16 protein-coding genes and 1 pseudogene are annotated in these 18,857 nt (G+C 73.9%); 11 read left to right on the top strand and 6 right to left on the bottom strand.

Features of this window, described 5'->3' with window-relative positions:
* The first annotated feature begins 89 nt into the window (after positions 1–89).
* The 4 genes from ACFU9E_RS14565 (at position 90) to ACFU9E_RS14550 (ending at position 3,197) form a co-directional block, all read left to right on the top strand.
* On the top strand, positions 90–671 hold the full coding sequence (locus ACFU9E_RS14565) for an HD family hydrolase (RefSeq protein WP_380679444.1): 582 nt from the start codon (positions 90–92) through the stop codon (positions 669–671).
* Positions 672–882: 211 nt separating this feature from the next.
* On the top strand, positions 883–1,551 hold the full coding sequence (locus ACFU9E_RS14560; RefSeq protein ID WP_380679441.1) for a class I SAM-dependent methyltransferase: 669 nt from the start codon (positions 883–885) through the stop codon (positions 1,549–1,551).
* Positions 1,552–1,650: 99 nt separating this feature from the next.
* Positions 1,651–1,977 (top strand): hypothetical protein, encoded by a 327-nt coding sequence (locus tag ACFU9E_RS14555; protein ID WP_380679439.1) that lies wholly within the window; start codon positions 1,651–1,653, stop codon positions 1,975–1,977.
* A 116-nt stretch (positions 1,978–2,093) separates the two neighbouring features.
* Positions 2,094–3,197: a GDSL-type esterase/lipase family protein gene (locus ACFU9E_RS14550; RefSeq protein WP_380679436.1), complete on the top strand. Its 1,104-nt coding sequence runs from the start codon at positions 2,094–2,096 to the stop codon at positions 3,195–3,197.
* Between the two features lie 185 nt (positions 3,198–3,382).
* On the opposite strand, the gene ACFU9E_RS14545 is transcribed toward ACFU9E_RS14550, so the two are convergent.
* Positions 3,383–5,227 (bottom strand): NAD-binding protein, encoded by a 1,845-nt coding sequence (locus tag ACFU9E_RS14545; RefSeq protein WP_380679433.1) that lies wholly within the window; start codon positions 5,225–5,227, stop codon positions 3,383–3,385.
* A gap of 212 nt (positions 5,228–5,439) precedes the next feature.
* Between ACFU9E_RS14545 and ACFU9E_RS14540 the strand changes: the two genes are divergently transcribed.
* Positions 5,440–6,039, top strand: a complete 600-nt coding sequence (locus ACFU9E_RS14540; protein ID WP_380679430.1) for an HdeD family acid-resistance protein — start codon at positions 5,440–5,442, stop codon at positions 6,037–6,039.
* 81 nt (positions 6,040–6,120) lie between these two features.
* Here the strand turns inward: ACFU9E_RS14540 and ACFU9E_RS14535 are convergent, their stop codons facing one another.
* Positions 6,121–7,629 (bottom strand): CoA transferase, encoded by a 1,509-nt coding sequence (locus tag ACFU9E_RS14535; RefSeq protein ID WP_380679427.1) that lies wholly within the window; start codon positions 7,627–7,629, stop codon positions 6,121–6,123.
* Positions 7,630–7,699: 70 nt separating this feature from the next.
* On the opposite strand from ACFU9E_RS14535, the gene ACFU9E_RS14530 reads away from it, so the two are divergent.
* Positions 7,700–8,476, top strand: coding sequence for an MBL fold metallo-hydrolase (locus ACFU9E_RS14530; RefSeq protein ID WP_380679424.1), 777 nt, complete (start codon positions 7,700–7,702; stop codon positions 8,474–8,476).
* Here the strand turns inward: ACFU9E_RS14530 and ACFU9E_RS14525 are convergent.
* On the bottom strand, positions 8,466–9,779 hold the full coding sequence (locus tag ACFU9E_RS14525) for a cytochrome P450 (protein WP_380679421.1): 1,314 nt from the start codon (positions 9,777–9,779) through the stop codon (positions 8,466–8,468). The genes ACFU9E_RS14530 and ACFU9E_RS14525 overlap by 11 nt on opposite strands.
* A 358-nt stretch (positions 9,780–10,137) precedes the next feature.
* Here ACFU9E_RS14525 and ACFU9E_RS14520 point away from each other — a divergent pair, with 358 nt between their 5' ends.
* Entirely contained in the window at positions 10,138–11,022 is an 885-nt protein-coding gene (locus tag ACFU9E_RS14520; RefSeq protein ID WP_380679418.1) for a hypothetical protein, read from the top strand.
* 400 nt (positions 11,023–11,422) lie between these two features.
* Here ACFU9E_RS14520 and ACFU9E_RS14515 read toward each other — a convergent pair whose 3' ends face one another.
* Positions 11,423–11,734, bottom strand: a complete 312-nt coding sequence (locus ACFU9E_RS14515) for a zf-HC2 domain-containing protein (protein WP_355362797.1) — start codon at positions 11,732–11,734, stop codon at positions 11,423–11,425.
* A 55-nt stretch (positions 11,735–11,789) separates the two neighbouring features.
* On the opposite strand from ACFU9E_RS14515, the gene ACFU9E_RS14510 reads away from it, so the two are divergent.
* The 4 genes from ACFU9E_RS14510 (at position 11,790) to ACFU9E_RS14495 (ending at position 16,721) form a co-directional block, all read left to right on the top strand.
* Entirely contained in the window at positions 11,790–12,377 is a 588-nt protein-coding gene (locus tag ACFU9E_RS14510) for a sigma-70 family RNA polymerase sigma factor (protein WP_380679415.1), read from the top strand.
* A gap of 305 nt (positions 12,378–12,682) precedes the next feature.
* On the top strand, positions 12,683–14,149 hold the full coding sequence (locus ACFU9E_RS14505) for an MFS transporter (RefSeq protein ID WP_380679412.1): 1,467 nt from the start codon (positions 12,683–12,685) through the stop codon (positions 14,147–14,149).
* Positions 14,150–14,204: 55 nt separating this feature from the next.
* The gene (locus ACFU9E_RS14500) at positions 14,205–15,566 is read left to right on the top strand and encodes a cytochrome P450 (RefSeq protein WP_380679409.1); all 1,362 of its coding nucleotides are present in this window, start codon (positions 14,205–14,207) and stop codon (positions 15,564–15,566) included.
* 132 nt (positions 15,567–15,698) lie between these two features.
* The gene (locus ACFU9E_RS14495) at positions 15,699–16,721 is read left to right on the top strand and encodes an L-tyrosine/L-tryptophan isonitrile synthase family protein (protein WP_380679406.1); all 1,023 of its coding nucleotides are present in this window, start codon (positions 15,699–15,701) and stop codon (positions 16,719–16,721) included.
* Positions 16,722–16,924: 203 nt separating this feature from the next.
* Here ACFU9E_RS14495 and ACFU9E_RS14490 read toward each other — a convergent pair.
* Together ACFU9E_RS14490 and ACFU9E_RS14485 are read right to left on the bottom strand one after the other, a co-directional pair.
* A pseudogene (locus ACFU9E_RS14490) lies at positions 16,925–17,710 on the bottom strand (ABC transporter ATP-binding protein); the annotation flags it as partial.
* On the bottom strand, positions 17,707–18,855 hold the full coding sequence (locus ACFU9E_RS14485; RefSeq protein ID WP_380679403.1) for a FecCD family ABC transporter permease: 1,149 nt from the start codon (positions 18,853–18,855) through the stop codon (positions 17,707–17,709). The pseudogene ACFU9E_RS14490 and the gene ACFU9E_RS14485, both read right to left, overlap by 4 nt.
* Between the last annotated feature and the right edge of the window lie 2 nt (positions 18,856–18,857).

Below are 18,857 nucleotides of genomic sequence, written 5' to 3'. Positions count from 1 at the left end.
GCGATCAAGACCGTCTCGCGTACTTCATCAACACCGCTCCAGCTTTCGCTTCGCAATTCGCCTCGCCGAGGCGTGAGAGGAGCCCGAGGGTGTCCGCTGATCTTGCCTCGGTGGCGCGGTTCCTGTTCGAAGCCGGGACGCTCAAGCACACCAAGCGCACAGGCTGGTGGATGGCGGGCGTCCGGGATCCTGAGTCGGTCGCCGAGCACTCCTGGCGGACCTCGCTCCTCGCCTCGATCATCGCCAAGCTCGAAGGCGCCGACCCCGCGCGGGCGGCGTTCCTCGCCACCTGGCACGACGTCGCCGAGACGCGGACCGGCGACGTCAACTACGTCGGGAAGAAGTACGCGACCAGCGCCGACCCGGAAGCGGTCACCTCCGACCAGGTCGCCGGCATGCCGGAGGTGCTGGCGTCCACAGTGCGGGACCTGGTCTCCGAATACGAAGGCAACGAATCACCCGAAGCGGTCTGCGCCCGCGACGCCGACAAGCTGGAATGCCTGATCCAGGGCGTCGAGTACGTGGCCCAGGGCTACATGAACGCCCAACGCTGGATTGACAACAGTCGCCGGCGGTTGACGACAAGGACCGCCAACGAACTCGCCGACGCCATCCTGGCGACCGACTCCCTGGATTGGCTCCGCCACGCCCTCGGGGAGAAGCCCAGCTGAATCAACCCACCCACGCCGCTGGAACCGTTCGCACGACCGGGAGAAGTGCCGCCATGGCCCAGACCCTCACTGCCAACTGTTACACCCACGAGGAACTGCCGAGCCACCGGATCGAGGGCTGATCGAACCTCCTCGCCGAAGAGGGCCACCCCAGGGTCCCCTCGCTCCAGAAGCGTTGGGACTGCACCAGTGACAGCACAGAGGAGATCCGTTGCCCGCACGGCATGACATCGAATCGGAGCGCGAACTCTGGGACACGTACGCGGCCGGGATCAAGGACGAGGTGTTCGAGGCGGGCCCGGTCTTCCGCTGGACGCAGTACGCCGGCCATGGGCCCGGGGCGGAGTTGCTCGGGTCGCCGGCCAGTGCCTTGGAGATCGGGTGCGGCACCGGGCGGGCGATGGACGCGCTGGCCGGGCAGGGTGTGGAGGTCACGGGTGTTGATCTCTCGCCCGTCATGGTCGGGAGGGCCTCCGCGCGCTGGGGGTCTTCCGGCGTCCGGGTCCACTGTGCGGAGGTGCTGGACTACCTGCGCGGCACCGACGAGACCTGGGACGCGGTCTACTCGGTGTTCGGGGCGGTCTGGTTCACGGACCCGCTGAAGCTGCTCCCCCTCGTCGCCTCCCGTCTGAACCCCGGCGGCGTCCTCGCGTTCTCGCAACCCCCCGCGATTCCCGGCGCCTACGGTCCGCAGGGCATGTACAAGGGTGGCTTCGCCGGGAAGGCGCTGTACACGTACCGCTACTCCTACACGCCCCGCGGGTGGCTCGGTCTGCTCCGGCGGAGCGGGTTCGAGTCGGTGGAGGCCTCGGTGCTCGACGCCCCGACCGAGGGGCACATCGGGACGCTGATCGTGACGGGAAGGACTCCGAGGGGCTGACGTCGAATTCCTTGGACCGTGCCGTCGGGCGCGTGATCCACTGCGCTCGTGAGCTTGTTGGCGCATGTCTTCGTCGTCGGCGCGGATGGGGAGAGGCAGGTGCAGGACGTTCCGGACGGATACTTCAACGGTGCGGGCCCCGAGAGTTGGCGCACACGGGTGTGGGGCTCGGAGGTCGTCCGCTCGCTGGGGGCCGGGTTCCTTCCGGTCCTGGCCGAGGGGGACCTGTGGGTCGAGCCCGAGCAGGTCCCCGCATTGCTGCGCGAGTGCCGGCTGCTGCGCGACAACCTGGAGCGGATCGTCGCGGGCACCGGCCCCATGATGTCGAACCAGGAGCCCGGGACCGCGATCTCGGAGCGGTTGGCGATCATCGAGGAGGTCGCCGGGCGCGCGGCTGCGACGGGAGGCGGTGTCGTCATCTGGTGAGCGCGGAAAAGCACTTGCGCGACGGGATACGCTGCTTCGGTCGTTGACGAAGCAGCTGAACGGGCGGGCGTGACGTGACTGGCGAACTCCGTGAGATCCCACTGATCGGCGGTCCGGTGAGGTTCCGCGGAGCGCTGGATCTGGAGCGGACCGAGGCCGGTGTGCTGCCGTGGCGGCTGCCCCTGTGGACGCGGGCGCAGTTCCCGGACGACTCCGTCGAGCGGATGGCGACGCTGTCGTCGGGGGTCCGGCTGGCGTTCGTGACGAGCGCGACGGTGCTGGAGGTCGAGGCGCTCACGACCGTCACCCAGTACGAGGGCAGTGCCGGACACTCTGCGCCCGGGGCCCTGGAGCTGGTGGTCGACGGGGTCCGGTTGCACAGGGCACCGCTGCTCGCGGGCAAGGTGTCGCAGGTGTTGGTCGGGGGCAGCAGGACGGTCCCGGGCCCGAGCTGCCGCGTGACGTTCGATCAGCTGCCGTCCGGCGAGAAGGCGATCGAGATCTGGTTGCCGCAGCAGTCCCGTACCGAGGTGGTCGGTCTGTGGGCCGATGCCGCGGTCGGGCCACCGTCGGCGACCGGTCGGCGCAGCTGGCTGCACCACGGCAGCTCCGTCAGCCACTTCCCGGAGGCCGACTCGCCTTTCGACACCTGGCCGGTGATCGCCGCAGGCCTGGGCGGGGTGGAACTCGTCAACCTCTCGCTGGCCGGCAACGCCCGGCTCGACCCCTTCGTGGCGCGTGCGATCCGGGACGCGCCGGTCGACCTCATCAGCCTCAAGCTGGGTCTCAACGTCGTGACCGGTGCCTCGTTCCGGCGGCGTTCCTTCGGGCCGGCGGTTCACGGCTTCCTCGACACGATCCGCGAGGGGCACCCCGATACCCCCCTGCTGGTGGTCTCCCCGGTGATCTGTCCCCCGGTCGAGCACACTCCCGGCCCGGTCACCCTTGCCGCCGACGGACACTTCACCGCGCTCGGCGCGCCCGCCGACGTCCCGGCCGGGGCGCTGACGCTCGACGTCGTACGCGACGAGCTGGCCCACATCGTGACCGCTCGCCGGGTGCACGATCCGAACCTGCACTACCTCGACGGCCGTGACCTGTTCGGCATGGGCGACATCCCCGACCTCCCGGACGGCCTTCACCCCAACACCGCCGGCCACCACCGCATCGCCGAACGGTTCGCCGGGATCGCCTTCACGCAGGCGGGTCCGTTCGCCTGATCACACGGGCGAGGTGGTCAGGTCGGCCAGGTCGGCCAGGTTCGTGCGGTCAGGTTCGTGCGGTCGGCCGAGGTGGCGGCGGCCGAGGGCGACGGCAGGGCCGCCGACGATCCTTTCCGTCCATTCGCAAGCGGAATGCGACTCTCCGCGGTACGTTCACGCGCCGCGCCGGACAGGACCCGGGCTCAATCACCGACCGTCAGTGCGGTGTTGAGGCGGGCCAGGCCGCTGCGGGTGGCGGCGACCACCACCCGGTCGCCGGGCTCCAGGGCGCGGGTGCGGTCGGCGTACCGCCACTGGTAGAGCTGCGGATTGCGGGCCAGCCGGACGGCGAGGACGCGGACGCCGCCCGGGTCCTCCAGGTCGTGGCGGTTGAGGCCGATCAGGCCGCTGCCGAGCTCGGCGGACAGCTCGGCGATCAGCAGCACGTGCCGGAACACCGAGAGCGTGCCGAGCACCTCACGGCCCATCAGCGCGGCGGCGAAGGCCGGGGCGGCGAGGTAGGAGGTGGAGCGCGAGGCGACGTTGTCCAGGGTCGCGTACACATGGCTCGCGAAGCTGTCGTCGAAGAGCCGCAGCACCACCCGGACGTCGGGCCGTTCGGCGCGCGCCTCCAGGGCCGCCTCCAGGTTGGTGGCGTCGTCGCCGCTGACCGCGACCACCGCGCGGCTGTGCTTGAGCCGGGCCCGGCGCAGCTGTTCCGCGAGCGGGCCGTCGTCGACCACCACCGGGACGCCGAGCGCGCGGACGGCGGAGATGCCGCGTGCCTGCGGGTCGCTCTCCAGGCCGACCACCGGCACGCCGAGGCCGTGCAACTGGCTGACCACGCGGGTGCCGACGTTGCCGAGGCCGACCACGACGACGTGGTCGCGGGTGCCGGCGCCCGGGTTGCGGGGCTGGCCGCGGCGGCCGGAGGCGAGCACCTCGACCGCGATGGCGGTGGCGACCGGCGCGAAGGTGATGCCGCAGAAGGTGATCACCACCTGGGCGACCCGCTGCCAGGCGCCGCCGGTCCCGTCGGGGGAGCCGGGCTGGTCCGGCTGGGCGGCGCCGGCGAGGTCGAGCAGCGAGGCGTAGAGCGTCCAGGCGAAGTTGCCGTTGAGGTGCCAGAGCAGGGCGAAGGCAAGCAGCACCGCGACCAGGGCGGTGATCAGCACCAGGCGCAGCCGGGCGCTGGTGAAGAAGCGCAGGGTGTCGAGCAGCCGCCAGCGCAGCCGCCGCCACCAGGCGATCCGTACGGCGGGTTCGACGGGGAGGGTCTGGAGGGCGGCGATGCCACCGTCCGGACCGCCCGAGCCGTCCGATCCGCCCGGGCCGCCCGGGCCGCCCCGACCGTCCGAGCCGGCGGCGCGGCGGGCCTCGGTGCCGGAGCGGATCGGCCCGTCGTCGCCGAACTCGCTGGCCAGCCGGACGAAGGAGGCGGAGTCGCCGCCCTGGTCGGGCAGCAGCCGGATGCGGTCGAGGTCCTGGGGGTCGATCCGGTCGGCGACGACGCAGAGCCGGTCGGACTTGATGTCGTCGTCGTAGGCGATGTGCAGGAAGCGGTCGCCGACCTGGACGGAGTTGGGGCGCGACAGGGCGGCGTCGGCGAAGGCGGGGGCGGCGGTGGCGGAGCCGGACAGCGCGGTGCCGTTCCTGAGCAGGCGTTGGATGTTGGCGCCGAGCCGCTGGTTGAAGATGCGCAGGACGATGCGGATGCCGGGGTTGTGTCCCTGCGCGGAGAGGGCGGCGTGGATGTTCCCCTGGTCGTCGCCGTCGACGAAGGCGATGCCGCGCGCGGTCTCCACCCGGACGGCGCGCAGCGCCTCCTCGGTGACGCTGCTGTACTCGACGACGGCGGCGACGCCCTCCAGCTGTTCGATCCGGGGCGCGTGGTCGCGGGCGCGGTCCGGGACGAGGACGACGACCGGTACTTCATAGTGCTCGACGAGTTCGAGTGCCAGACGGTGGGCGAGCGCGTTGCCACCGCAGACGATGTAGTGCTGACTGATCGGCTCGACCGGAGGGGTCCCCCACCCTTCAGAAGTCACATCGACGGATCTTATCGATGTCGGATGTGACGCAGATGGCGTTCCGGCAACCCCGGGGGAAATCTGTCGGATCGCCCGAACGGGTGTATCCGGCGCGCGGGACGGGGCGTGCGCGGCGATCGTGAGGAGCACCCACCCGCCCGCACGCCGAGGGTGTCCGCTCGCACGCCCGGGCACCCGCTCCGCTGCACGCTCCCCTGGAGGACGTCACCGTGGTCTCCCCGATCATCACCCCCGACGGCTCCCCCGTGCAGGGCCCGCTCGGGCTGCTGGCCAAGGCCGCCTGGCAGGTCCTGCTGGTCGCCGGACTCGTCTCACTCGGCCTCGGGATCGTCGTGTTCGTCTGGCCGGAGGAGACGCTGCTGGTGGTCGGCGTGCTGTTCGGCCTCTACCTGCTGGTCATCGGCATCGTGCAGCTGGTCGCCTCGTTCGGTACGCACGCCACCACCGCGATGCGGGTGCTGGCGTTCATCAGCGGAGCGATCTGTGTGCTGCTCGGCCTGCTGTGCTTCCGCAGCGCGGCGCAGTCGGTGCTGCTGCTCGCGATCTGGATCGGCATCGGTTGGCTGTTCCGCGGCATCACCCAGCTCGCCGCCGCCGCCTCGGACCCGACCATGCCGGCCCGCGGCTGGCAGGCGTTCGCGGGCGGGGCGAACACGCTGGCCGGTGTGCTGCTGATGGTCTTCCCGGCCGGTTCGATCACCGCGCTGACCGTGCTGGCCGGCTGCTGGCTGGTGATCCTCGGACTGATCGAGATCGCGACGGCCTTCCAGGTGCGCCGAACCGCCCGGCAGATCCCCTCCGGCGTCTGAACGCGTCGGCGCGACGTCGGCCCCGGTCCTCGGCGCCGGTCCTCGGCGCCGGTCCTCGGCGCCGGTCCTCAGCCCCGGTTCTCAGCGCCAGCGCGGCTCGTCCGCGCCCCAGCGCCCCGGCGGGCGCTCCCAGTCCACCGGGGCGCCCGCGTAGCCGATGGGCGGCAGCGCGTGCCGGAGCCGGCCGTACGGCGTGTCGGTCTCGGTGAGCCACCGGGCGGGGTCGTAGGGCTCGGCGTTGGGCGGCAGGTGCGGGTCGGCGGTGGGCGCGATGCCGTGCAGCAGCCAGGAGGCCGTGCCGGCCAGCGAGTAGCGCAGGTGGCGCCCGCCGGGCCGGACGGTGCGCTGGTCGGTGAGGGCGCGCAGCACGCCGGCCGCGACGAGGTAGCCGGTGCCGTGGTCGAGGGCCTGGGCGGGCAGGGCGCCGGGGCGGCCGTCGGCGCCGGCCTCGGTGGCGGCGATGCCGCAGCCGGCCTGGACCAGGCTGTCGAAGCCGCGCCGTCCGGCCCACGGGCCGGTCCAGCCCCAGGCGTTCAGCTGGGCGACGACCAGGCCGGGGCGGCGGGCGGACAGGGCGTCGGGCGCCAGCCCGTACACGTCCAGCGCGCCGGGGCGGTAGGCGGTGACGACGACGTCGGCGGTGGCGAGCAGGTCCTCGAAGGCGGCCCGGTCGGCGCGCTCGGCGAGGTCGAGGCGGGCGGAGCGCTTGCCGAAGCCGGTGTCGGCGTGGGCGTCCTCGGCCTCGGGCAGCCGCGGCGAGTCGATGCGCAGCACCTCGGCGCCGAGCAGCGCGAGGGTGCGGGTGGCGACCGGTCCGGCGATGACCCGGGTGAGGTCGAGGACGCGGATCCCGGCGGCGGGCCGGCCAACGGGGGCGGGTTCCAGCGGCCGGGGCGCGGTGTCGTCGACGGCGCGGACCTCGACCAGCGGGAGCGTGGTGTCCCTGACCGGCGCGACCGCGACGGCGAGCGCTCCCGCCGCGTACGCGCGCTCCTGGACGGTCGCGGCCGGCAGTTCGCGCAGCACGGCGGCGAGCCGGTCGGGGCCGGTGTCCTCGGGCAGGCCGAGGGCGGTGAGCAGCCGCTCGCGGTGGTGGGGGTAGTTGGCGTGGGTGCGCAGCCAGCCGTCGGCCGTCGGCCAGAAGCCGGAGAGCGGCGCGAAGGAGACCGGGGGGCGGCCGTCGATCCGCAGGTGGCGTTCGCTGACGAAGGCGGTGGCGACCGCGCCCTGGTCGATCCGCACCTGCGGCACGGGTCCGGGGCCGGGGCCGCTGGCGCCGGGGCCGGGGCCGGCGGAGCGCAGTGCGGCGAGTTCGGCGGCGGCCAGCGAGCAGGCGGCCACGGTGGCCCGGGCCAGCCGCCGCACGGGCAGCCGCGAGGGCAGCACCGCGTCGGGGCCGTGGAAGGAGACCCGCTCCAGCAGCGCGGTCGGCCCGCCGAGGGCGCGCCAGGCGTCGGCGGTGGGACCGTCGACGCCTGGGTTGTCGACGCCGGGGATGTCGACGCCGGGGATGTCGGCGGCGGGCGAATCGGTGGCGGAGGACCGCACGTCGTCGGGGCCGGTCGGTGCGGGGAGCGGACGGTCGGTCATGTGCGCATTGTGCTCCGCATGGTGGGTAGGCGCAGTGATGTCCGCCACCGCACCCCTCAGGAGGACCCGCATGGCCAGGCTCCGCTCCGATCGGACGCCCTCGATCCGGCGGCTCGACCTCGGCTACTTCGTCCGCCCGGCCGAGGAGGCGGGCGGTCCGGAGCCCCGGGTGGAGCCGGTGCCGGCGTACCTGGTGCGCCGGCCGGAGGGGCTGCTGCTGTTCGACACCGGCCTCGGCGAGGGCGATCCGGAGGCGGACGCGCGCTACCGTCCGGTGCGGCGGCCGCTGACGGCGGCACTGGCGGCGGCGGGTGTGGCGGCGGGCGAGGTGGACGTGGTCGTCAACTGCCATCTGCACTTCGACCACTGCGGCGGCAATCCGCTGCTGGCCGGCGTGCCGGTGTGGACGCAGGCGGCGGAGCCGGCGGCGGCCCGGGCGGGCGGGTACACGATCGACGCGCTGGTGGACTTCCCGGGCGTCCGCCACCGGGAGCTGGACGGCGAGGCGGAGGTGTGGCCGGGCGTGCGGGTGGTGCCGACGCCCGGTCACACCCCCGGTCACCAGTCACTGGTGGTCACCGGGCCGGACGGCTGCACCGTGCTGGCCGGGCAGGCGTTCGACACGGCGTCCGGCTACGGCTCGGCGGTGCTGGCGCGGCGGGCGGCCCGGGAGGGGGCGGTCGGCGCGCCGCTGCCCGGGTACCCGGCCTGGCTGGACCGGCTGACGGGGTCCGGCCCGCGCCGGGTGCTGTTCGCCCACGACCACGCGGTCTGGGAGCCGGGGGAACCGACCGAGCCGGAGTGGAGCGACGTGGACAGGGGCTCGCTCGGGACGTTCAGAAGGTGAAGCAGAGCGCGCGGATCCGGTGGTCGAAGCTGGACGGGACGAACTCCGGCTCGCCGACCGAGCGCACCTCGGGGAGCCGGGTGAACAGCTCCCGGTAGAGCACCTTCATCTCCTGCCGGGCGAGGTGCGCGCCGAGGCAGTAGTGCGGCCCGCCGCCGCCGAAGCCCAGGTGGGGGTTGGGACTGCGGGTGATGTCGAAGGCCTCTGGTTCGCTGAAGACGGTCTCGTCGCGGTTGGCGGAGCCGTAGTAGAGCACCACCTTCTCGCCCGCCCGCAGCAGCGGGCCGTCGGTGCCGCCGAGCCGGTGGTCGACGGCCAGGGTGCGGCGGAACTGGATGATCGGCGTGGCGTGGCGGACGATCTCGTCCACCGCGCCGCCGAGGTGCCCGTCGAGGTCGCCGAGGAGCAGGGCACGCTGCTCGGGGTGGACGGTGAGCAGGTGCAGGCCGTGCGCGAGGGCGTTGCGGGTGGTCTCGACACCGGCGACGAGCAGCAGGGAGAAGAAGGCGCCGAGTTCGCGGCCGGAGAGCCGGCGGCCGTCGACATCGGCGGTGACCAGGGCGGAGATCAGGTCGTCGGTGGGCCGGCGGCGGCGTTCGCGGCCGAGGTCGGCGACCATGCCCTGCATCCGGGCCAGGGCCCGCAGCCCGCGTCCGGGCATCCGGATCCGCTGGCGCAGCGGGCGGTCGACGCCGGTGTGCTCGGAGGCGTGGTCGACCTGGTCGAGGATGGCGCGGCGGGGCTCCTCCGGGATGCCCATCATGTTGCAGATCACCCGGAAGGGGAGTTCGGCGGCCACGGCGTTGACGAAGTCCGCGGGGCGCTCGCGTTCGACCCGGTCGACCAGCTCGGCGGCGACCAGCCGGATGTCGTCCTCGACCCGGGAGATCAGGCGCGGGGTGAAGGCCCGGGAGACGATGCGGCGCAGCTGGGCGTGCCGGGGGTCGTCCAGGTTCACCATGGAGTCGCCGAACAGGAGGCGGACCCAGCGGGCCGGTTCGGGGGTGGTGACACCGGGTCCGCTGAGGAAGACGGCGGGGTTGCGGCTGGCCTCGACGACGTCGGCGTGCCGGACGAGGGCGTGGAAGCCCGGGGCGGCGCCGAATCGGGCCGGGGCGGGCAGACGGCGCAGTTCGGCGAAGGCGGCGGCGCGGGCCCGGTCGGGCAGCCGCCAGAACGCCGGGTCGGCGAGGTCGGGGAGGTCGACGGCGGGCGGAGCGGCGGGGCCGGGCAGGGTGACGGGGACGGCCGGGGCCGCCGGAACGGCGGGACCGGTGTCGGTCTCGGGTGCGCTGGTGTCCATGCCGGGTCTCCTGTCGCCGTCGGTGGTCGCCATGGGTGCCCGTGTGTGCGACGTCACATTCGTGGCGTCACATTCAGTACGTATCAGCACGGACGTGTCAAACCGATATGACGGTGTGAAGAGCATCTTCCGGGACCAGTCCGGCACACGCCGTCACGACGGTCGCTCGCGCACCGCCGGGATCCGGCCACCGCAGCGTCACCGCCCCCACCAGCGCCCCCACCGGCCCCCGACAGTGCGGGTGCCCGAACGGCTTGCCCCGACGGCCCGGGCCCGAGGCGGCCGGACATGCCCGGACAGGGGCGGAACCGGCCAATACCGGAGGGCGCGGTACAGGTCGACGGAGGCGGGTGCGACGATGAGTGTCATCGTGATGACCGACCGGATCCGCTCGCTGCGCGCCGTGGTCTTCGCCGCGCTCTGCGTGGCGCTGGCCGCCACGGCGCACGTCGCCATGGCCGGTTCCGGGGTCTCGCTCCCGGTCCTGACGGGGGCGTTCGGTCTGACCCTCGGCCTCACCTGGCTGCTGGCCGGCCGGCGGCGGGGGCTCGCGGTGATCAGCTGCTGGATGGTGGCCGCGCAGACGGCGCTGCACCTGACGTTCGAACAGGCGGGCTCGCTGTTCGGAGGAGGCGGGTTCGCCGGCGCGCAGCCGACGGACTGGGCCTCGCTGCTGCTGTGCAATCCGGACACGACGCCCACCGGGCTGTCGTCGGACGACCTGGCGCTGATGGCCGGGCTGGATCCGGACGTCCCGCCGTCCGGCGCCGTGGCCGTCGCCCACACGCACGGCGCGGCGGCGACCACGGACCTCGCGTCCACCGCCGGTGTGCCGCTGCCGGGCTCCGGGTCCGGTTCCGGGTCCGCGGCCGTGTCCGGGATGACCGGCCACGGTATGAGCGGGATGGGCGGCATGGGTGGCATGGGTGGCCACGACATGGCCGCGCACGGCATGTCGCCCGGCATGGTCACCGCCCACGTGCTCGCCGCACTGGCCTGCGCGCTGTTGCTCTGGCGCGGCGAGACGGCGCTGGTGCGGCTGTTCGAACTGCTCGGCGCGCTGGGCTCGGTGCTGGCGGGGGCGCTACTGGCGCCGCTGCTCGTCCTGTTCACCCGTCCGGCGGGCTACCGGCCGCCGGACTCGCCCGGACCCGACGGCCACCGGGCCCGGCGGGCGCGGTCGGTCCTGCTTTCGCACGCCCTGGTCCGTCGCGGACCTCCCTCGGCCGCGTTCGCCCGCTGACGCGCCCGCCGCCGTTCCCGGACACCGCCGGTGTCCGCCGCGCGGTGGGCAGGTCGCCCCGCGCCGCAGCCGCGCCGCCGGGTACCGCCGCCCGTCCCCGGACGACCGCCGACCGACCGCGCACCACTGCCGCCGTCCCTCCCTCGGGGTGGCCGTGGTCCGGCGTGGACGGCCGGTGCGCCGGGGTCCGGGAAGCCGGCGGTACCGATGGAGGCCGCCGCCGGGGCCCGGGCCCGCGTGCGCCGACCCTCCCCGCCGCTCCGCCGGTCGGGGCCGAGGCCGCGCGGCCGCCCACCGACGCCGACGGTGCCGTCCGCAACGGCACCGCACCCCGTCCTCCCCTCAGGATCCCTTCATGCCTGACTTCGACGGCGCACCGGCCCTGCCCGGCGCCACCGTCCTACCGCGTCCGTCCGCCGTCCCCCTGCCCGGGGCGGCCCTCTCCGGTTCCACCGTCATCGACCCCTCCGGGGCCGCCGGCCACGCCCGGGTCCTGCGCGCCGAGGCGCGCGAGGAGCTTCGCCGTCCAGTCCGCGGACGGCCCGTCGGCCGGGTCCGCGAGCCGCGGCCCGCGCAGTCGCTCCGCCCGCTCCAGCCACTCCCGGCAGGCCGCGCACCGCGCGACGTGCTTGTCCAGCCGGCGGTCCGGCACACCGGCCGGTTCGCCGTCGAGGCGGGCGGACAGAGCGGTACGGAGTTGCGCGCATCTCATATGACCATCGTCCCGTACCTCCTTCCAGGTGGGACCGACCGGGTGGGGGGCCGTCGTGGATGACGAGCAGCTGACCGCGCTCGCGCTGGCCGCCCGCGAGGGCCGGTCCGCCGACGTCGAGGCCTTCGTCCGGGCCACCCAGCGGGACGTGTGGCGCTTCGTCGCCCACCTCACCGACGTGCAGTCCGCGGACGACCTCGCCCAGGAGACCTTTCTGCGGGCCCTGCGCAGCCTGCCCGGGTTCGCCGGACGCTCCTCCGCCCGCACCTGGCTGCTGTCCATCGCCCGGCGCACCGTCATCGACCGCTACCGCACCGCCGCCGCCCGGCCGCGCTGCGCCGCGCTCCCGGACTGGCAGGAGGCCGCCGAGCGGCAGGGCACCGCGCCCACCGCGGGCTTCGAGGACGGCGTGGCGCTCGGCGACCTGCTGGACCGGGTGCCCGCCCAGCGGCGCGAGGCCTTCGTGCTGACCCAGGTCGTCGGCCTGAGCTACGCCGAGGCCGCCGAGGTGGCCGGCTGCCCGGTCGGCACCGTCCGCTCCCGGGTGGCCCGGGCACGGGAGGAGCTGATAGCCCGGCTGCGGGCGGCCGAGGCCGGGGAGCCGGCCCCGGCCTCGCCGGCCGAACTGGCCGCCGTCGGCTGAGGCGGCGCCGATCCGGCGGACGACTGACGACTGACAGATAACAGCTGACAGATTTCAATATCTGTCAGCTGTTATCTGTCATCTGAAATCTGTCAGCTGTCAGTCGTTAGCTGCCCGCCGGCCCGTCCGCCGGGCGCCCCGGAGCCCCCTCCGGGCGGGCAAGATCGGCCACTGTCGTCATGATCCGGCCAAGCCGCAAAAATCCCCCACCTGTTCGGAACTCGGGCCCGGATACCTCCGACTGCTGTACCGGACGCCGCCGCCGAGGTGGTGTCCGGACAGCACGGGGGAACGGAGGATGACCCATGGCAACGCAGCAGTCGCCCGCCACCAGCACACCGGGTGACGGCCCGGCCGGGACGCCGGTGGACCGGTGGAGCCTGGTCTTCGCCGCAGGACTGATCTCCTTCGTCGCGATGCTCGACATGAACGTCGTCAACCTCGCGCTCACGGACATCGCGAACGCCCTCGACGTCTCCCCCACCACCGCCCAGTGGGCCGTGCTCGGCTACCAGCTCCCCCTGGTCGCCCTGCTGCTGCCCGCCGGGCGGTGGCTGGACCAGGTCGGCCTGCGCGCCGCCCTCCTGCTGTCCGTGGGCTGCTTCGCGCTCTGCAGCGCACTGGCCGCCGCCGCCCCCTGGGCGAGCTGGCTGATCGCCGCCCGCCTCGCCCAGGGCGCCTTCGGCGCCGTGCTGTTCGTGCTCATGCCGGTGCTCGCCGCCACCGCCGTCCGACCGGAGCTGCGCGGACGGGCGATGAGCGTGCCCGCCACCCTGGGCCCGCTCGGCGCCGTACTCGGCCCGGTGATCGGCGGCCTGCTGCTGGACCACGTCGGCTGGCGCGCGATCTTCCTGGTCAAGCTGCCGATCTGCCTGGCCGCCTGGCTGATCGCCCGCCGCGACGCCCCGCGCGGCGGCGGGCGGCTGCGGCTGCCCGACCGCGGTTCGCTCGGCGACGCCGCGCTGATCGGCTCGGCGATCGCCGCCGTCCTGCTCGGCCTCACCCTCGCCCCCGACGCCCCGCTCTGGCTGCTGCTCGCGCTGCCCGCCGTCCCGCTGGTGCTGTTCTGGCTGCGCCGCCCCGGCGGGCGCCCGGTCGCCACCGTGATGCGCGCCTCGGGCACCGCCGCCGTGAACGGCTCGGTGCTGGCGCTCGCCGCCGGCTTCGCCGCCAACCACTTCCTGCTCGCCCAGTACCTGCGCCGGGAGGACGGCGAGAGCGCCACCGCCACCGCGCTCACCATGCTGGCGTTCCCGCTCGGCATGGTGGTGGCCGGCCGCTTCGGCGGGCGGCTCGCGGACCGCTGGGGCGCCCGCCCGACGGCGCTGACCGGCGCCGCCGTGACCGCCCTCGGCCTGCTGCTGCTCGTCCCGGTGGACACCGACTGGTCCTCCCCCGACATCGCCTGGCGCCTCGCCGTGGCCGGCGTCGGCATGGGCCTCAACGGCGGCCCGGTCCAGGCCCTTGTGATGACCTCGGCCCCGCCGGACCAGCTCGCCACCGCCGGCTCGGCCGTCCAGCTCTCCCGCAGCCTCGGCTTCGCGCTCGGCCCCGCCCTGGGCACTGCCGCCACCCTGTACGGCGCCACCGAGATCGCCGGCGTGCGGGCCGGCCTCACTCTCGCCGGACTCGCCGCCACCATCGCCGTGGCCCTGCTGACCCTGCATCACCGCACTTCCGACAAGCACACCAAGACCACCGACCGTACCGAGAGCACCGACGGCACCACCAGCGCCACCGAGAACGACCGGACGATCGGCAGCCCGGCCTGACGCGCCGTCAAGGCCGGCCTGCACACCACAGATCCACACCGGAGGAACATTCGCAATGACCGACACCGTCCACGACCCGACCGCGGCGGGCGAGGCGCCCGACGGGCCACGCTGCCCGTTCGGATACGACGAACTCCCCGATCCCGTGCCGCTGTTCGGGCCTGAGTACAAGAGCGATCCCTACCCCCTGTACCGGCAGATGCGGGCCGCCGGCCCGGTCCACCGGGTGACCTTCCCCAGCGGCGTCGGCGCCTGGCTCGTCACCGGCTACAAGGCCGCACACGAGGCGCTCAACGACCCCCGGCTCGGCAAGAACCACGAGCTCGGCAACGAGGACTGGCGCCGGCTGGCCTCGATCATGCCCGAACCGCAGCACTCGCAGCTCCAGGTGCACCTGCTGCACCAGGACCCGCCGAAGCACACCACGATGCGCAAGCTCGTCCTGGACGCCTTCTCACCGCGCCGGGTGGAGGCGCTGCGCCCGCGCATCCAGGAGCTCGCCGACACCCTGATCGACGAGCTGCCGCCGACCGCGCCGGCCGGCGGAACCGACCTGGTGGACGGCTTCGCGGCCCACTACCCCTTCCGGGTGCTGGCCGAAGTGATCGGCCTTCCGCAGGAGTTGGCGGTCAAGTTCGACCGCGACTGGGGCAAGGTGGTGCAACCGGTCGGCCCGCAGGACCCGGGCCGACCGGCGTACGAGGGCCGCCTGCGCGGCCTGCAGACCTACATCGCCGACGTGGTCGCGCACAAGCGCGCCACCTACGACCCCGCCGGGCCCGACGTGGACCTGCTCGGCCGGCTCGTCACCGCTTGCGACACCGGCGAGTTGAGCCCCGAGGAGCTCGACTCGATGGTGTTCCAGCTGCTGGTCGCCGGCCAGGAGCCGGTCACCAACCAGATCACCACCATGCTGATCACCCTGCTGCGCCACCCGGAGCAGCTCGACCGACTGCGCAGCAGCCTCGACCCCGCCACGGCCGGCGGGGAAGCGGGCCTGCTCCCCCGGGCGATCGAGGAACTGCTGCGCTACGACGGCGCGTTCGAACTCACCACCTGGCGCTTCTTCGCCGAGGACAGCGACCTGCACGGCACCGTCGTCCCGGCCGGTGACTCGGTGATCGTCTCGCTCGGCGCCGCCAACCGCGACGAAGAACAGTTCACGGACACCGACGTCCTGAACTTCGACCGCTCCCCCAACGCCCACCTCGCCTTCGGCCACGGCATCCACTTCTGCCCCGGCGCCGCCCTGGCCCGGGCCGAGCTGCAGATCGCCATCGCCACCCTGCTCACCCGGCTGCCCGGGCTGCGCCCCTCCGTGGCCGACGACGAGCGCATCGACGCGCTCGCCTGGGTGCCCGCGGTGCTGGCCCGTGGCGTCAACCGGCTCCCGGTCGCCTACGACCGGCGGATCTGAGCACCGCGGATCCGAGCACCCGCGAAGGGGCACCCACGCATCTCCCTGCATCCACCACAGCGTCCCGGCGTACACCGCCGGGGCGTGGCTCCGCCTGCCCGAAGCCCGTTCACCGTTCCATGGAGGACCACCATGCCGCGCGCCGGCGCCGTCGCCACTGACTCCAGCAACTCCCAGGCCGACAGCAACGAGAGCACCGTGACCACCGTGCAGACCACCACCGGGTACACCGTCCCCGACCAGCAGACCGTGGCCCGGCTGTCCGCCGAGATCCTCGACCTGCTGCTCCCGCACCGCCGCGCCTCCGATCCCGAGGTCGCCGCCACACCCGCAGAATTCCCCCTCCAGATGGAGCAGTTGGCCGACTTCATCACGGCCGGGGACCCGATCCTGTTCACCCTCCCCGGGTTCCCCTGCAAGTCCCCCAACCTCGCCAAGGTGCTCGGCCACCTGCCCGACGAGGGCGAGCGGCTCTCGCTCACCTTCCTCAACGGCCTCGCCCAGGAGATCGGCAAGCTCTACGAGCCCGGCGCCAAGATCCTGATCTGCTCCGACGGCCACATCTTCGGCGACCTCATCCACGTGCCCGACGACCACATCGACCAGTACTCCGACGAGTTGTCCGCGCTGATCGAGCGCGAGGGCCTGTCCCACCTCGACACCTTCGACCTGCGGGCCGTCCTCGGCGACCTGCCGTTCGACGAGAAGCGCGCCCGGGTGCACGCGCAGTACGCGCCCACCAAGGAGGAGCTGCGCGAGCAAGTGCTGACCGACGAGGAGACCGCCAAGCTCTATCGCGGCATCACCCGCTTCCTCACCGAGGACACCTTCGGCTGGACCGGCACCAAGTCCGCCCTGCAGAAGGACTGCCGTCAGCGTGCCTACGGCGTCATCCAGCGCAGCCGCGCCTGGGGCGACCTCATCGCCGAGCAGCACCCCCGCTCGTTCCGGCTCTCCATCCACCCGCAGAAGGTCGGCGTGCTGAAGTTCGGCATCCGGCTGCTGGAGCACGCGGACATGTGGATGACGCCGTGGCACTCCTCGGTGCTGCACCGCCAGGACGGCGGATGGGAGCTGCTGCGCAGCGAGCAGGCCGCCGAGGTCGGCCGCCTGGTCGAGCGCAACGGCCGCCCCAGCCACTACGAGACCTCCTGACGTTCCACGGAGGCCGGGGCGGCGGTGACCGGGAGTCCGGAGGACCTCCGGAGCGCCCCCGCCCCGGACAGCGGTGCACCCTCCCCCGGGACGTCCACGGCCGGTCCGTCCACGTCCGGCAGCTCCACGCCGGGTACGTCCACGGCCGGCACGTCACGTCCCGGGGCCGCCGCTGAATCCCGAGCGCCCGCTCCCGGCAGCCCCGGGACCGGTGCGCCGGCCGGCGTGCGGTGGTCGAACGCGATCAACGGATCACCCGTGAGCGGGTGTTCGACCACCGCCGCTCGGACGCCGAACACCTCGGCGAGCAGTTCCGGGGTCAGCACCTCGCGCGGCTCGCCCGAGGCGACCAGGGTGCCGCGGTGCAGCACGTGCAGCCGGTCGCACACCGAGGCCGCCGCGTTGAGGTCGTGCAGCGCGACCAGCGTGGTGCGGCGCTGTTCGCGCAGCAGCGCGAGCAGTTCCACCTGGTGCCGGACGTCCAGGTGGTTGGTCGGCTCGTCCAGCACCAGGACGTCCGGCTGCTGGGCCAACGCCCGTGCCAGCAGCACGCGTTGGCGCTCGCCGCCGGAGAGCTGGGCGAACCGGCGGTCCGGCGCGTGCGCCATGCCGACCCGCTCCAGCGCCTCGCCGACCAGCCGGTGGTCCTCGGCGTCGTCCTTGGCGAAGGCCCGCTTGTAGGGGGTGCGGCCCATCGCGACCACCTCGCGGACGGTCAACTCGAAGTCCCCGCCGCGCTCCTGGGGCAGCGCCCCGATGTGCCGGGCGGACTGCGCCGGGCTCAGCTCGGACAGCTCCCGCCCGGCCAGCAGCACCCGCCCCGCGCTCGGCCGCAGATGCCGGTACACGGTGCGCAGCAGGCTGGACTTGCCGCTGCCGTTGGGACCGACCAGGCCGGCGATCTCGCCCTCCTTGGCGACCAGGTGGACCCCGGCCACCACCGTCCGCCCGGCGAGGGCGACGCTCACGTCTTCGACGGCGATTCTCAATTCCGCTCCAGTCGTCGGTCCAGCAGGTAGAGCAGGGTGGGCGCGCCGAGCAGGGCGGTCACCACGCCGATCGGCACCTCCTGGCCGTCCAGCGCGGTGCGGGCGAGCAGGTCGACGACCACCAGCAGCACCGCGCCGGTGAGGGCGGACAGCGGCAGCAGCCGGCGGTGGTCGCCGCCGACCAGCATCCGGCACACGTGCGGGACCATCAGCCCGACGAAGCCGATCGCCCCGGAGACGGCGACCAGCACCCCGGTGAGCACGCTGGTGACGGCGAAGATCTCGCGGCGCAGCCGGGCGACGTCGATGCCGAGGCCGGCGGCCGTCTCGTCGCCCATGAGCATGGCGTTCAGCCCGCGGGCGCGGCCCTGGAGCAGGACCGCGCCGAGGACCACGGCGGCGGCGGGGACGGCGAGTTGGCTCCAGGTGGCGCCGCTCAGGCTGCCCATCAGCCAGAACAGCACGCCCCGGGTCTGCTGCTCGTCGCCGGTCTGCAGCACGAGGTAGCTGGTGAGGCCGGTGAGGAACTGGCCGATGCCGATGCCGGCCAGCACCAGACGCAAGGGGGAGAATCCTCCGCCGCGCCGGGCCAGCACCCACACCAGCGAGAACGCGGCGAGCGCGCCGAGGAAGGCGGCCACCGAGACGGTGATCCCGGCGATGCCGCCGATGGTCAGCGACAGGCCGAGGCCGCTGCCGAGCACGATCACGCCGACCGCGCCGAGCGAGGCACCGGAGGAGATGCCGAGCAGGAACGGATCGGCGAGCGGATTGCGGACCAGGGCCTGGACGGCGGTGCCGACCACGCCCAGCCCGGCCCCGACCACGGCCGCCAACAGGGCGCGCGGCACGCGCAGTTGCCAGATGATGAGGTCCCGGGTGCCGGGCGCCGGGTGCTGCCCGGTGATCCGGCGGCCGACCACCCTCCACACCTCGCCGGGCGGGATGTCCACCGCGCCGAGCGAGACGGCGGCGGTCAGCGCGACGACCAGGGCGACGGTGAGCACGGCGGCGAGCGGTCCGGCACGCAGCGCCCGCACGCGCTTGCGCCGTAAGGCGGTGCCGGCGGCCGCCCCGCCGACGTCCTCGGCCGACGGCTCCGCGGCGGCCGTGGCGGCGGTCGCGGGGGTGGTGGCCCTGGCCATCG

Origin of the sequence: Kitasatospora sp. NPDC057595 (assembly GCF_042800875.1) — a bacterium.
Taxonomy (GTDB): domain Bacteria; phylum Actinomycetota; class Actinomycetes; order Streptomycetales; family Streptomycetaceae; genus Kitasatospora.
This window is presented reverse-complemented; position numbering and strand designations above follow the sequence as displayed.